Below are 14868 nucleotides of genomic sequence, written 5' to 3' on the forward strand. Positions count from 1 at the left end.
ATCGCTCAAGCGGTCTCCGGCTGCGCCCGGTCCCGATGATGGTCCGCGGCGAGGAACATATACATCGCGGGCACGACAAACAGCGTGAACAGCGTGCCGATCGACATCCCCGTGAAGATCACGAGCCCCATTGCGTTGCGGCCGGCCGCGCCCGCACCCGACGCGATCACGAGCGGCACCACGCCCAGCACCATCGCGGCCGTCGTCATCAGGATCGGCCGCAAGCGCACACCAGCCGCTTCTTCGAGCGCCTCGCGCTTGCCGCGCCCCGCGCGTTGCAGCTCGTTCGCGAACTGCACGATCAGAATGCCGTGCTTGCTGATGAGGCCCATCAGCGTGACGAGACCCACTTGCGTATAGATATTGAGCGTCGTGAGTCCCAGGTTAATGAAGATCAGCGCACCGAACAGCGCCATCGGCACCGACACGAGAATCACGACCGGATCGCGGAAGCTCTCGAACTGAGCGGCAAGCGCAAGAAACACAATGATCGTTGCAAACAGCAATGTGATCACGAACCCGCCGGACTCCTGCACGAACTGCCGCGACAAACCCGAATAGTCAGCCGTGTAGCCCGACGGCGCGACTTCCGCGGTGACTTTGCGCAGGAAGTCGAGCACTTCGCCTTGCGAGATGCCCGGCGCGAGCACGCCGGAAATCGTTGCCGAATTAAGCTGCTGGAAGTGATTGATCGATTCGGGCACAACATTCTGCTGCAGATGCGTGACCGTCGATGCCGGAATCACGCTGCCATTGGGCGTGCGCAAGTAATAGTCGAGTACTTGCGACGGATTCAACCGGTCTGTTTGCAGCACCTGCGGAATCACCTTGTACGAGCGGCCTGCAATCGAAAAGTAGTTGACGAAGTTGCCGCCGAGCGCGGCGCCCAGCGTTTGCCCGACATCGCTCTGCGTCAGGCCGAGCGAAGCGACTTTGTCGCGGTCCACGAGCAACACGCTTTCCGGCTTGTCGATCTTCAGATCGCTGTCGACGAAGAAGAACATGCCGCTTTCGCGCGCCTTTTGCAGCACGGCTTGCGACACTTCGTTGAGGTTCTCGAACGGCTCCGTCGTGCTGATGACGAATTGCACGGGCAAACCTCGCGCACCCGGCAGGGGCGGAAACTGAAATGCAGCGACGCGGGCACCCGCAATACCGTTCCACTTCTGCTGCAATTCCTCCTGCAATTGCGTCGCGCCCTTCTTGCGCTTGTCCCACGTCTTGAAGAGCACGCCGCCGATGCCCTGGTTCAACGTCGGCTCGCCCGTGAGCTGGAACATCTGTGCGTATTCCGGCAGTTGCTTCGAGATATCGAAGACCTGGTCCGCGTAGGTCTGCATCTGCTGGATCGTCGCGTTTGGCGGTCCCTGGATCTGGGACAGCACGATGCCCTGATCCTCCTGCGGTGCAAGCTCCGATTTCGACGTCATGAAGAGATACACGGTGCCGACCAGGAGCAGCGCGCCCATGACGATAAACACCGGCCACGTGTCGAGCATCGCGTGCAACATACGCAGGTAGCCGTGATGGACGCGTTCGAACTGCCGGTCGACAAAGCTCGCAAAGCGGCCCGACTCCTGGTCCGTGCGGAAAAAGCGCGAGCACAACATCGGTGAAAGCGTCAGCGCAATCACGCCCGACACGGCGACGGCGCCCGCCAGCGTGAACGCGAACTCGGTAAACAGCGCACCCGTCAGTCCGCCCTGAAAGCCGATCGGCACATACACGGCGATCAACACGACCGTCATGGCGAGAATCGGACCGCCGAGTTCGCGCGCGGCGATCAGTGCGGCTTCGAGAGGCTGCCTGCCCTCTTTCTTCATATGCCGGTCGACGTTCTCGACCACGATAATTGCGTCGTCAACGACAAGACCGATTGCAAGCACGAGCGCAAGCAGTGTCAGCAGATTGACCGAATAGCCGAGCACCTGCATCACGAAGAAAGTGCCAATCAAGGAGAGCGGCATCGCAATCACGGGCACGATCACCGCGCGGAAACTGCCGAGGAACAGGAAGATCACAACTGTCACGATCAGCAGCGCTTCGACGAGGGTCTTCACCACTTCTGCGATGGCGGTGTTGATGAAGTCGGTGGCGTCGTAGACGATGTCGCCCGTCATGCCCGTCGGGAACTGCTTCTGCAGATCCGGGAAAACCGTTCTCACGCGCTTCGCGACGTCTAGTACGTTTGCATCCGGCGCTACCTTGATGCCGATGAACACCGATCGTTTGCCGCTGAACGCGACGTTGAAGTCGTAATTGTCCGCGCCGAGCACGACGTTCGCGACGTCTTCGAGGCGCACGATTGCGCCGTTCTTCTGCGCGACGACGAGTTTCCGGAAGTCATCGACGGAATGCAGATCGGTGCCCGCATTCAGATCGACGCTGATCATCTGGCCTTTGGTCGTGCCGAGCGTCGCCAGATAATTGTTGTTGCCAAGCGCCGTGAAGACGTCGGCGGCGGTCACGTTGTGCGCGGCCAACTTGCTCGAATCGAGCCATGCGCGCAGCGCGAATTGACGGCCGCCGAGAATTTCCGCCGTCTGCACGCCCTGGATCGAATCGAGCTTCGGCTTCACGACGCGCAGCAGATAATCCGTGACGTTGTTGCTCGGCAGCACGTCACTGTAAAAGCCCATGTACATCGTGTCGGTGGTTTGTCCCACTTGCACGGTCAGCACCGGCTGTTGCGCCTGCGGCGGCAACTGGTTGCGCACCGATGCGATCTGCGTGTTGATCTCGGTCAGCGCGCGATTGGAGTCGTAGTTCAGGCGCAGCGTCGCGACGATTGTCGAGACGCCCGTGCTGCTCGTCGACGACATGTAGTCGATGCCCTGTGCCTGTGCAATCGCGGCTTCGAGCGGCTGCGTAATGAAGCCGGCCATCGTGTCGGCGCTCGCGCCATAGTACGCGGTGGTGATTGTCACCACACCGTTTTCGGTTTGCGGATACTCGTTAACCTTTAGCGCCGCGAGCGAGCGCAAGCCGAGCACGAGTATCAGCAGACTCACCACCGATGCGAGCACCGGGCGTTCGATGAAGATGTCGGTAAATTTCATCGCGCGGCCTTCTATTGTTCCTGAGGCGTCGGATTCGGGTTATTCGCAGGCTGAACGCGGTTGTCGATCACCAGCGGCGTGCCATTTTTCAGCTTCAGCTGACCGCTCGTCACGACCTGCGTGCCTTCGCTGATGCCCTTGAGAATCGCGACCTGGTCGCCACGCGTCGGGCCAGGCGTGACGAACACCTGTTGCGCGACGGGCATGATCTTGCCTTGCGCATTCTTTTGCTCCCCGGGCTTCACGATGAACACGGTCGCGCCATATGGGTTATAGGTGATCGCCGTTTGCGGCAAGGTCAGATAGCGCTGCACCGTGCCCGCATCGACCTTCACGTTCGCATACATGCCGGGCAGCAGCTTGCGCTCGCGATTGTCGACGGTCGCCTCGATCTGAACGTTGCGCGTCGCGCTGTCCACGCGCGGATTGATCGAGCGGATCTTGCCGTCGAAGGAGCGGTTGCCGAACGCATCCGTATCGACAGCAATGGTCTGGCCGACGTGCAATTGCCCGAGTTGCCTTTGCGGCAGAAAGAAGTCGGCGTAAATCGGATCGATGGCTTGCAGCGTCACGATGGCATCGCCCGGATTGATGTACTGGCCGGGATTAACTGTCGTAATGCCGACGCGGCCCGCGAACGGCGCGCGAATCGTCTTCTTTTCGACGAGCGCGGCCTGTTGATCGACCTGTGCTCTTTTGCTTTTGAGGTCGGCGGCGTCGGCGTCGAGCTGCGCCTTGGCTATCGCCTGAATGCCGAACTGTGCCTTGTCGCGCGTGTAGACCGTTTGCGCAAGTTCCGCGGCGGCTTGCAGCGACGCGAGTTGCGCGCGGTCCGAATCGTCATTCAGGCGCACGAGCACCTGGCCCGCCTTCACGTCCTGGCCCGAGATGAACACGATCTCGCGCACGAGCCCGGCCACTTCCGTGGTCACGTCGACGCCGCGCACCGCGCGCAGGCTGCCCACGGCGGCAAGCTGCGGCTGCCATGTCTGATAGCCGGCGACAGCAGCCGTGACGGTGGCGGGCGGCGCAGTGTTGCTCGCCATGAACTTCTTGATCATGTGCGCCCTGAACAGATTGAAGCCGAACAGCGCGGCCAGCAGTAAGCCCACGCAGAACAGCATGATGATCATCCGCTTTGCCATCGGTTTTTTCGTCGTCATCGTCATGTCCTTGCAGGGCAAACGGCTCTGCGTGGGGCAGGATTCACTTCGGCGTAGCCGATGTGGGCTGTGCTGCTGCGCTCGTCGCCGTGTCGTTCCACCAGCCGCCGCCGAGCGCCTGGAACAGCGCCGCCGTATCCGCATAGCGCGCGGCTTGTGCCTGCGTGAGATTCACGACGGTCTGCTGGTATTGACGCTGTGCATCGAGCAGCGCCAGATAACTGACGCCGCCGACGCGAAACTGGCCGCGCGTCAGATCGAGCGAACCGCTGGCCGCGCGCCATGCCTGCGTTTGCGCGTTCAGACCGGTTGCATCGTGTTCCAGCGCGCGCAACGTATCGGCGACGTTCTGGAACGCCAGCAGCACGGTTTGCCGGTATTGAGCATTAGCCTGATCGAATGCCGCTTCTGCTGCGCGCTTTTGCGCACTTAACTGGCCACCGTGAAAAATCGGCTGCGTGAGGCCTGCGCCGATGCTCCAGATCATGTCAGCGGACTTGAAAAGGCCCGCGGGCGTCAACGCCTCAGGTCCATAACTCGCGGAGAGTGTGAGCTGCGGATACATGTTTGCGGTCGCAACGCCGACCTGGGCGCTCGCCTGATGCAGCGTGGCGTCGGCAGCGAGAATATCGGGTCGCTGCCGCACGAGCGACGACGGCACGCTGACCGGCAAGGTCTGCGGCAGCGTGAACATCGACATCCTGAACTCGGGCACGTTCGTGTCGCTCGGCGGCTTGCCCGCCAGAACCGCAAGCTGGTGACGCGTCTGGTCGAGCGACTGACGCAACGGCGGCAAGGTCGCGCGAGTCTGTGCGACGAGCGTTTCCTGCGAAAGCACGGCTACGCGGCTCACGCCGCCTAGCGCAAGCTGCTGGCGCAATATGCCGAGCTGCGCGTCTTCATCGTCGGCGATGCGTTCGGTCGCTTCGATCTGCTCGCGCAGCGAGGCTTCCTTGATGGCCGCTGTCACGATGTTTGCGGACAACGCGAGATAGGCAGCCTGCAACTGAAAGCCCTGGTAATCGACCTGCGAGCGCAGCGATTCGAGCTCGCGCCTTCCTCCACCGAACACATCGAGGTTGTACGACACGTTCACCGATGCGTTGTAGAGGTTCAGAAGCTCCGTGAGCTGCGGCTGGCCGAAAGTGACGCCGGTAAACTTCTCGCGCGTCGCATTCGCCTTTGCATCGACGGACGGATACAGCGTGGTGCCCATTTGCGCGCGGAGATTCTCGCCGGCCTGCCTGAGCGCCGCTTGCGCCGCGGCGACGTTGGGGCTGTTGGCGAGCGCTTCGCGGATCAGGGCGTCGAGCGGCTCGCAATGAAAGAGCGTCCACCACTGGGCGGGAATGTCCAGACCGGCGACGAACTGTTGCGGGACGCCCGATGCCCCCGGCGACGAGGCCGTCTGATCGGGTAGCGGCGTGGGCGTATAGGTGCTGGTGGCGGGCGGCGCGGGCGTATGGTAATTCGGACCCACCGTGCAGCCGTTGAAGGCGATCAGGACAGTGACCAAAGCAGCGCGCGCGGCCGTCTCACAGGCTGCATGGCGGCGAGACGCACTGCGCGAATGCCAGCGCATGCGGCTGCGACTGAAACCACGGTTGACGTCATCAATCATCTGTCCACCTTGTTTCGCTGCGCGATATACGAACCGAACGAAATAGCAGATGCAGAGTTTGAAATCATGCCACAACATTTTTGCCTGAACGGCGAACGGCATGGGCACGGTGCTTACGACTCGCCGCAGGTTTCGGGCGATTGCAATACCTGCTCCATTTCACCTGCGCGCCATCCAGCCGGGATTTGGCGGCACGCCGGCAAGCGAAGCGAATCAGCAGACTGTTTCAGGGCCCGGTGCAAACATTGGGCACACTAGTGTGGGAGCAGCATGCCGGATTCCTGAAACTTGCCGATGTTTGAAAGGATTTAGAAAGCAGACTGATCTCTCACGATGTGATGGATTGGGTGGGGTCGAAATGCGTGCGCCGCGCAACGCCAGGTTACGTTGTGCGCACGACTGGCGATCACTGACTGGCCGACCAGTTGAAACAGCGTCATCCGGTCAAGCTTGTGTTCAATCCGTCGCCGGTTCCCTACGACGCCCAGCATCACGCGTGTCCGATGGATTTGAACCGGAAGTATCCGTATGGATTTCGCGTCGTAACCCGGTGTCGTGCGGCGCCACTGCGCGATTCCGCCACAGGCGCCACGGTAAATAAATTGAGAATCCTCAAGATCATTTCGGCTCGGTATCAATACACTTATCGACAGGTCGCCGCGGTCTTGAATAAAAACAGCAGCGATCCAGAAGGCCCCACAACCTTCCTCGACAGCGTGGGGCCTTCGCCTTTCCATGTGTGCGTCGATACCGGCTGCAACCGGCTCAGATACCGCAGGCAAGCCGACCGCACACGCCGATTCGATCGCGACAGTCCGCACATTCACACCCGCTGCATTCACGACGTACTCTGCGCCAACGAGCGCAGGCCTGAATCGCGGCCCGCTGCCCGGGCGCTATCGGAACCGCGATCAATATTCGCCGATCGCGGGGATCACCTTCGAAAGAGTTGCCGCGAGCGCGGCAAGAAGAATCGGAAGCGTCGGCTCGATAACCTGGTGAAGCCGAACCGGCGAGCGTCCGCTTGCTGAAACGGCGAACGGTTGAATCGGGTTGTGGAGTCAACCAGTCGCGTCGGGTGGCAGTCGGCCAGATGCTGTCTTTCGCCTCGTCGACTTGCTGGACATTCAAACGGCGAGCGTGCCCAACAGGCAGCCGCCATCCAGCCATTCGTTGTGTGCGGCCGCCGACACTTCTTCTCCAGAATAGCTTGTCGCCTTCTGTACTTCGCATAACGTCATGTGGATATTGACCCGAAAACTGCCAGCCGTCGCGGGTTGTCGCCGCGCCGGCCAGAGGCACAGTTCACCCATGACCTCGCCCGCTCTCGAAAGCTTTATCGCCCAGTCCTCCGCGCGAAGCCGTCTACAGTCAGACCCGGCCGACTGCGTACTCGCCCTTGCACCGCTGATGCTCGATCTGATCGACCATGCGGGTACCTTTCTGGAGCCTCATCATTTTCGGAGTAGCGACTCGGGCTATACGCGGAACCTCATCTATGAGGCCCCGGACAAGAGTCTGTCACTGTACGCGCTCGTCTGGCTTCCGGGTCAATGGACGCCGGTACACGACCATGGAAGTTGGGGCGTGGTCGGCGTTGTCGAAGGCGCTTTGGAAGAACGTAGTTATGTGAGACTGTCATCAGATCGCGGAGCTGACGAAGAGATCGACCTGGTGCGTGGGGGCGTCGTCTTGCTGCGGCGCGGTTCCGTGACCAGTTTTGTACCCAATCCCGACCACATTCACATGACCGGTGTTCCTGCTGAGCGGTCGCGTGCAGTCAGCCTGCACCTGTATGGCAGAGCGATGAATGACTTCAACACATACGACATCGAAGCTCGCACCCGTCGCCGCATCACCGTTCCGCACAACGAAAGTTGATTTCTGCGCTTGTGCAGATAGTTCAGGCAGAGAATCGCGCAGGACCCCGGTGCATCTGGTTTGGTACCCCTCATGCACGCGCGTCCAGATGATGACGGCGGATTCAACCGGTCGATCTTATGCCGACGGCGCTCAGTTCTCATGCCGCGATTTTTTCATCATCGCCGGATCGCGCACGATGGTGACCGCGCACGGCGCGTAGGCGAGAACCTGGCGGGCGACCGAGCCGATCAGCCAGCGATCGAACGGCGTATGTCCGCGATGCCCCACCACGAGATGGTCGATCGCATGCCGCTCCGCGTACAGCACGATTTCCTTCGCTGGCGGGCCGACCACGAGATCGAACGTCACGGCCTCGATCGAAGCGGCGAGCGTTGCCTTGATTTCGTCGAGGATCTCGTTGGCATGGCGCACTTCCAGATCGATCAGACTTTTTCGTTCAACTTCGATCGCACCCCAGTCCGGCGTGCGTGCGACGACAAGCACATGCAAGCGCGCGTCGAAACGCTTCGCGAGATCGACCGCGAAAGCAACGGCATATTGCGCGGACGCCGAACCGTCATAACCTACCAGCACGTTCTGCATGATCTGCTCCTGCGCGGCTCAGACCGGGCCGTGACTTTGTCTGATGAAATACATCGAGCCATTTACGTGAACCGCGAGCGCCCCCCGACTTCATGGCATCGTCGCAAATGCGTGCGCGCTCCACTCGCGAACCTGAGGTGTGGGTTGTCATACGTACAACGTCGGCACCTGCGGTGTTGAATCAGTTGTCGTCGCATCTGGACGGGAGATGCTCGTGAGGCTCGGGCTCGGCCGCAGCGGCGTCGGGAAGGTCGACTGGGGCCGGATTTTGCGGGCGCTTCGGATCGGGCTGGAGCGTCGTGCCGGTGGATGTCTGTGCGGGGTCGAGCGTGGTGCCGGTCGGCTCAGCGGATGGCCTGGAGATCATGATGTGCTCCTGCGCTGATGAATGCAGCTTCTTTCATGATAGTCCGCCTGGCCGATTTGAGTGATGCGCGCAGTCACGCCCGCCAGCTGTTCCTGGGCACGTTAGCCCACGTTAGCCCGCATTAACCACTGCACAGCGCCGCGTAGCTTTTGTTGCCGCTGGCAGTTCATGCAAGCGGGCACAAAACGGGTTGAAAAATGCGTGCAACCGGAACATGAAGATTGGAGGGGCTGCGACGCGGCTTCCTCCATAGCGGAAGCCGCGCGTGAGCGCTTTCGGTTTCCGCGGCCGACCACTTCATGTCGATTCATGCCCCGCGCATGAGGGGCGCAGTGCGGCTCGTCAGTCGTTCGACATGGATGCCCGGATCGCCGACAATCGCGGATATGCCGCCGCATGATGGCAAATAAACCGGTGATGTTTCTAACACGCCGCGCGGCAACAGCAGGCCGAGGGTTCACGACAACCGTTTGGCTCGACGCCTGTCTGTCGACTTCTTCGGGGCAAACTCACTCATATGCTAGATCCCGCAGTGGCCATCGCCACGTCCGCACTCATGAGCACGGTACTGCTGGTGCTGCTGGGTTCCCTGCTTCGATCGGGGATTGCCGGTGTCCTCGAATGGTTTGCCGCCAATCTCGGGATGGTCATCGCATTGCTGCTCATTCTGATGCGAGGCAGGATTCCAGACACCCTGTCCGTCCTTGCCGCGAACATGTTGATGGCGTTGTCCGCCGTCACGTACTACGCCGGCTGCGCCCGTTTTTTAGGGCGCCCCGCCCGCTGGCCTGCGCTGATCGCCTCGCTTCTGCCGCTTGGCGTGGCGCTTGTCTACTGGCGTTACGCCGTCGACAGCATTCCCGCTCGCGTACTCGCCACAACGCTGTTCAGTGCCGCGGTTTGCGTCGCACTCGCGCATCTGGTTTTCAGACACCGTCCACGCGGGCGCTCCGCCTATCCCTACTGGGTCACCGCTGTAATGGCATGCCTCTTTGCGCTATGCCAGCTCGCAAGAGGGATCTATTTCATGACACTGGACGGCGTGTCGAGCCCTCTGATGTTCGCCTCCACAGGCAGCGTGGTGCTGCTGGTTGCGAGCGCAGCAATCATGCCGACGCTATCGATGTCCGCGATGATGATGGTGCACGACGTCCTTCTCGCCGATGCACGCGAAGCAGCGAATCGGGACTTCCTCACTGGGGCGCTCTCACGCCAGGGCTTTGAAGCCGTCGCGCGGGCACGACTGGCCGAAGCGGGCAGGCAGCATTCGCCCGTCTCGCTCCTGATCGTCGACCTCGACCATTTCAAGTCGATCAACGATACGCTCGGTCACGCAGGCGGCGATACCGTGCTGCGCGATTTTGTCCGAGTGACGCAAACGCAACTGAGGCGTAGCGACGTGCTCGGGCGCATCGGCGGTGAGGAATTTGCAGTGCTACTGCCAGCAACAGAACCGGACGACGCGCTGCGCCTCGCGGACCGGCTGCGTAACGCAGTCACCGCACGGCCCGCAATAACGGCTGCAGGGCCGTGCACATACAGCATCAGCGGCGGCCTGGCCGGTTGGCAACCGGGCGAAACCCTGGACCACCTGAGCACGAGGGCGGACCATGCGCTTTACGAGGCAAAGCGTTCGGGACGTAACACGGTGTGCGTTCATCAGGCGACGAGTCGCGCAAGCGCCCTGCCGTCGCAAGATAGTGTTGAATGGGCATCGGTTTCGTAAGCACGCTCGGGCATGGCGCGGATATCCGGGATCAGCGTGACATGACTTTATCTCGTCAATCGTCCTCACGAGTGCCCTTCCGATAATCAGACGGACTGCTGCCGGTCCAATGTTTAAAAGCGCGGCAGAAACCGGTGGCGTCAGAAAAACCAAGATCAAACGCCAGCACGGCCACGCTCGTATTCGAGTTTGTCAGCCGATGCACCGCGACATCCCTTCTCAGTCCGTCTTTCACCAGCTGAAAACTCGTTCCTTCGTCTGCAAATCTACGGTTGAGCGTGCGTACAGAGGTGTGCAATGCCTGCGCAAGATCCCGTATCGTTACCGGCTGCGTAATGTTCTGCTCAAGATACTCGCGCGCTTTAGCCACAATGGAACCGTGATAAAACGCGGTGAATGTCCAGTCTCCAGGAGCACGTTTCAGGAAGGCCCATAGCTCGTGCTTCTCGCGTTTAAACAGTTCCGCGCAATCCTGGTACAGGAAATAAATACTCGTCACCCCTGAATCGAATTGCACTGGGCCGGGGTACAAGAACGCATAGTCCTCTACGTGCCTCGGTCGTGCGAAGCTGAACTCGACCCGGTGCAGGATGATCTCCCTGCCAAGCAGCCACGATGCTATGCCGTGAGCCAGCTTCATCATTAACTCATGTCCGAGTGGCGTAACCTGCGTGCCAGGCGTCCTTTCCACTAATGCGAGTCGCACCAGATCATTCTTCGTTGAAATCTGCAGTCGGTAATCATCCAGCAGCAAATTCCAGAAGCGAACAAAACGATTGAACGCTACCAACACGGTGGGTGCGTCCAGCAAGCTGAGCATCAGGTACTTTAAAGTGCCGCCCCGGATTGGCCTGGACCACACTCCCAGCATCTCATCATCGAGCGTTGCCGCGACCGTCCTGTACAACGCGACGTATTGCTCGCGTGTCATTCGTGCATCAGGCTGATTTAAAAGGGACTGGGGGATGGCGGCGCTTGCGAGCGCCTGTGCCGCCCCGTCTTCCCCGTGATGGGTGCGAATGAAGCGCAGCATCCCGTGCAAGAAGTGAGAAGAAACTGTGAGAGGGCGTTGCCAGGACAGATTCATGGTTCGCTCATTATGGCGCAGTTTGCATATCGATTGGCGCAATGCGTCAATTTCTCGCTCCTCTCACGCCTATACTGGCGGGTAATTTCTGCGGCGTTTGGAATTTGTAATGTTTGCCGCATGGCGCGTTGTGACAATCATTGGTCGCATATCTTCACCAATCAAAAGTGGGGCATGGTTTGAATACGAGACGCATTGTCGTGACTGGCATGGGCATGGTGTCGCCGTTGGGATGTGACGTTGAATCCGTCTGGAGCCGTCTCCTGAATGGCGATTCAGGCCTGGTTGGCTTGCCTGACGACGTCACGGAAGGGATTGCATCAAAAGTCGGCGGCGTCGTGCCGATGTTGACGTCAGATTGTCCATGGGGATTCGATCCTGACCTCGCAGTTGAACCCAAGGACCAGAAAAAAATGGATCGGTTCACTGTGTTTGCGCTGGCCGCAGCGCAGCAGGCTTTGAATCAATCCGGCTGGCAGCCTGAAACTGAAAGCGCTCGTGAAAGGACAGCAACCATTGTGGCGTCCGGCGTTGGCGGTTTCGGTGCGATTGTGGATGCCGTGAGAACAACCGATAACCGCGGGCCACGGCGGCTTTCTCCTTTCACCGTCCCCAGTTTCCTGGCCAATATGGCCGCGGGCCATATCTCCATCCGGCACGGCTTTCGTGGCCCGTTAAGCGCACCGGTTACTGCATGTGCTGCGAGCGCACAGGCCATTGGCGATGCAGCGCGCCTGATTCGCGCTGGCGAAGCCGATATTGCCGTATGTGGCGGCGCCGAGGCCTGCATCGATCGCGTCAGCCTGGGGGCGTTTGCCGCCGCAAGAACCATGTCTACCGGCTTTAATGACCATCCCGCACAGGCTTCGCGCCCGTTCGATACTGGACGAGATGGTTTCGTCATGGGAGAAGGCGCCGGCATGCTCGTCATAGAAGAACTGGAGCACGCATTACGACGCGGCGCCACGCCGATTGCGGAAGTGCTCGGCTATGGCACGAGCGCCGACGCATACCATATGACGTCTCCGCCCAGTGACGGCGCCGGCGGACGACGCGCGATGGAACTGGCAATCCGGCAGGCCAACATTGAACCCAGGCTGATCGGGCATTTAAACGCCCATGCGACGTCCACGCCGGTCGGCGACATCAGTGAACTGGCCGCCATCAAAGCTGTATTCGGAACCGATCGAGGTCCCGCCGTATCGGCCACCAAGTCCTCGACCGGACATTTGCTTGGTGCGGCCGGCGGCGTGGAAGCTATTTTCACCGTGCTTGCGCTGCGCGACCAGCTTGCGCCTCCTACACTCAACTTGACACAGCCTGATTCGGCAGTGGAAAGCATCGATATTGTTAGCGGATCGGCCCGCAAGCTATCGACGGAATATGCAATCTCCAATGGCTTTGGTTTTGGGGGTGTCAATGCCAGCCTGCTATTCCGTCGACTTTGATCCTGGTTGCGCGCCGAGGGAAAAACTCGAAGCCTGCCTAGCACCGAACTTGCTTACCTGTATTCGATCGAATAAGTACGCGCGATGTCGCAGCGCAGCGAGAAGCGAGGCGATGCGCCGCGCAACGCCGTACCGGTAACGCTTCAGACCTGGCTGGAAATGAATGCGTGCAAGCTTCTGTCCGGCATCGCGATGGCCGCGCTATCCATCACATGCACCGCTGCCGAAGTAACCGGTGCGTGTGCGCCGTCGTTCTCCGAAGTCGACGTCACGCATGGACTAAACGTGCGGAACCGCTGCGCTGTCCCGGCGCCCGCGCTCGCGCGCGTCACTGAGCGCCTGAACCGCGCTGTGAACAGCGACGGGCTCTCCGCAGCGCAACGCGTTGCGCTGGCGACAGCGGCCAACGTGATGCTACATGCGGTCTTCTCGCAAACAGACCACAGCGAACCGGCAAGCGACGCCGCATTCGCCAACTTCGAAACGATGCTCGAAAGCCTCGCATCGCAAATCAGGACGCGCCCCGATATCGACCCCGCCGCCGAAGCGTCGAAATGGAGCGCACGTTATGAAGATCTGCTGCGCAGGTTGTCGATCACACACAGCGCGGATCCCACCGAACTGCAATTCGACGAAGCTGCGCGACGCCTCGATCTGGACAACGCATCCGCGCTTCTTATACGGCTCATTGCTGAAGTGCCCACTACCGCCGAGCTATCCGCGGCGCGCAACTACGACGCGGCGAACATCGAACTGCTTCGTTTCATGCCATGGAACGCGCTGCCGTACCTGGAGAAGGCGCACGCACTGCAACCCGACGATATGGACATCGCCACCGCATACGCCGACACGCTGCTCGAGCAGCACGAACCCGGGCGCGCGGAGCCCGTGTATCAGGCGCTGCTGATCCAGTATCGGATGCTTGCGCAACAAAAGCCCCCCACCTTTCAGCCATCCATCGCGCGTACGCTCGGCAAGCTTGGCAGCCTGTATCTCATGCGGCAGCAGCAGAAGGAAGCCGAAGCCGCATGGCTGCACGCGCTCGAAATCTACTGGGCGCTCGCGCGTGTGAATCCTTCGGCCTACAGTCCCGCAGTGGCCAGGACCATTGACAGCCTCGCAACGTTGTACCGCGACACGCAACGTCTTCAGGATGCGGCAGACGCGTGGCGCGAAGTCCTCGCCCTCGACCGCGCACTGGCGCGACAGGACCCGGTCATGTACCGGCCCGCAGTCGCGACGACACTCAATGACCTCGGCATCCTCTACAGTGCGACACAGCGCACGCATGACGCGGAACTCGCCTATCTGGAGGCCATCGGAATCCAGCGCGCGCTCGCACACGATAATCCTGGCGCCTGGCGTCCGGCGCTTGCGCGTACGTTGAATAACCTCGGAAACTTTTACAGTGCAAACGAGCGCCTGGCGCAAGCAGAGCACGCCTACCGGGAAGCGCTGAAGATCCGCCAGCAGCTCGCCCGCGAAAGCCCCGCAATTTACCGGGCCGACCTGGCGCGTACGCTGGGCAATCTGGGCGTGCTGTACCGACTCGAACGGCAGCCGGCAAAGGCACTGCAGGCGGATCAGCAGGCTCTGCAGATCGTTCGCGCACTGTCTCGCGATACGCCTGCCGCATACCAGCCTGACGAGGCGCGGATACTGAACAATCTGGGTGTGCTCTACAGCCGCACGGGCAAGCCGCGCGAAGCGGAAGACGCGTGGCGCCGCGCGCTGGATCTGTACCGCAAACTCGCACAAGACGATCCGTCGACCTGGCGGCAGGATGAAGTACGCACCTTGCGGAATCTGGGCACGCTGCTAAGCCACATGCAACGTTCGGCTGAAGCCGAAGAATTGAAACGTGAGGCCGACGATCTGAGCGATTCGACGCGGGCTCAGTAAATCGCGAGGCAAGCGACCGGAACACACCA

Annotated in this window: 12 protein-coding genes; 4 read left to right on the plus strand and 8 right to left on the minus strand. The window is 60.7% G+C overall.

All coding sequences use genetic code 11. The features are described 5' to 3' along the window. Positions 1 to 5: 5 nt before the first annotated feature. The 5 genes from Q0L30_RS08355 to Q0L30_RS08375 form a co-directional block, all read right to left on the minus strand. A complete protein-coding gene (locus tag Q0L30_RS08355; protein ID WP_296653729.1) occupies positions 6 to 3059 on the minus strand; it encodes an efflux RND transporter permease subunit in 3054 nt (1017 codons plus the stop codon). An 11-nt stretch (positions 3060 to 3070) separates the two neighbouring features. Beyond that, complete coding sequence (locus Q0L30_RS08360) at positions 3071 to 4222, minus strand: efflux RND transporter periplasmic adaptor subunit (protein WP_296653732.1); 1152 nt, start codon at positions 4220 to 4222, stop codon at positions 3071 to 3073. 43 nt (positions 4223 to 4265) lie between these two features. Continuing rightward, the gene (locus tag Q0L30_RS08365; RefSeq protein ID WP_296653734.1) at positions 4266 to 5843 is read right to left on the minus strand and encodes an efflux transporter outer membrane subunit; all 1578 of its coding nucleotides are present in this window, start codon (positions 5841 to 5843) and stop codon (positions 4266 to 4268) included. A 308-nt stretch (positions 5844 to 6151) separates the two neighbouring features. Then, complete coding sequence (locus Q0L30_RS08370; protein ID WP_296653736.1) at positions 6152 to 6685, minus strand: hypothetical protein; 534 nt, start codon at positions 6683 to 6685, stop codon at positions 6152 to 6154. A gap of 285 nt (positions 6686 to 6970) precedes the next feature. Further along, positions 6971 to 7156 (minus strand): hypothetical protein, encoded by a 186-nt coding sequence (locus tag Q0L30_RS08375; protein ID WP_296653737.1) that lies wholly within the window; start codon positions 7154 to 7156, stop codon positions 6971 to 6973. Here Q0L30_RS08375 and Q0L30_RS08380 point away from each other — a divergent pair. After that, positions 7155 to 7724 (plus strand): cysteine dioxygenase family protein, encoded by a 570-nt coding sequence (locus Q0L30_RS08380; RefSeq protein ID WP_296653741.1) that lies wholly within the window; start codon positions 7155 to 7157, stop codon positions 7722 to 7724. The genes Q0L30_RS08375 and Q0L30_RS08380 overlap by 2 nt on opposite strands. Before the next feature lie 132 nt (positions 7725 to 7856). Here the strand turns inward: Q0L30_RS08380 and Q0L30_RS08385 are convergent, their stop codons facing one another. Together Q0L30_RS08385 and Q0L30_RS08390 are read right to left on the minus strand one after the other, a co-directional pair. Beyond that, on the minus strand, positions 7857 to 8309 hold the full coding sequence (locus Q0L30_RS08385; RefSeq protein ID WP_296653743.1) for a universal stress protein: 453 nt from the start codon (positions 8307 to 8309) through the stop codon (positions 7857 to 7859). A gap of 181 nt (positions 8310 to 8490) precedes the next feature. Then, on the minus strand, positions 8491 to 8676 hold the full coding sequence (locus Q0L30_RS08390; RefSeq protein WP_296653746.1) for a hypothetical protein: 186 nt from the start codon (positions 8674 to 8676) through the stop codon (positions 8491 to 8493). A 556-nt stretch (positions 8677 to 9232) separates the two neighbouring features. Between Q0L30_RS08390 and Q0L30_RS08395 the strand changes: the two genes are divergently transcribed. Further along, the gene (locus Q0L30_RS08395) at positions 9233 to 10402 is read left to right on the plus strand and encodes a GGDEF domain-containing protein (RefSeq protein ID WP_296653747.1); all 1170 of its coding nucleotides are present in this window, start codon (positions 9233 to 9235) and stop codon (positions 10400 to 10402) included. A gap of 55 nt (positions 10403 to 10457) precedes the next feature. Here Q0L30_RS08395 and Q0L30_RS08400 read toward each other — a convergent pair whose 3' ends face one another. Further along, positions 10458 to 11489: an AraC family transcriptional regulator gene (locus Q0L30_RS08400; protein WP_296653750.1), complete on the minus strand. Its 1032-nt coding sequence runs from the start codon at positions 11487 to 11489 to the stop codon at positions 10458 to 10460. A 179-nt stretch (positions 11490 to 11668) separates the two neighbouring features. Between Q0L30_RS08400 and fabF the strand changes: the two genes are divergently transcribed. Then, positions 11669 to 12937 (plus strand): beta-ketoacyl-ACP synthase II, encoded by a 1269-nt coding sequence (gene fabF, locus Q0L30_RS08405; protein WP_296653753.1) that lies wholly within the window; start codon positions 11669 to 11671, stop codon positions 12935 to 12937. 84 nt (positions 12938 to 13021) lie between these two features. Continuing rightward, positions 13022 to 14839 (plus strand): tetratricopeptide repeat protein, encoded by a 1818-nt coding sequence (locus tag Q0L30_RS08410; protein WP_296653754.1) that lies wholly within the window; start codon positions 13022 to 13024, stop codon positions 14837 to 14839. The last annotated feature ends 29 nt before the right edge of the window (positions 14840 to 14868 follow it).

Source organism: Paraburkholderia sp. (genome assembly GCF_024281035.1).
Classification (GTDB): Bacteria; Pseudomonadota; Gammaproteobacteria; order Burkholderiales; family Burkholderiaceae; genus Paraburkholderia.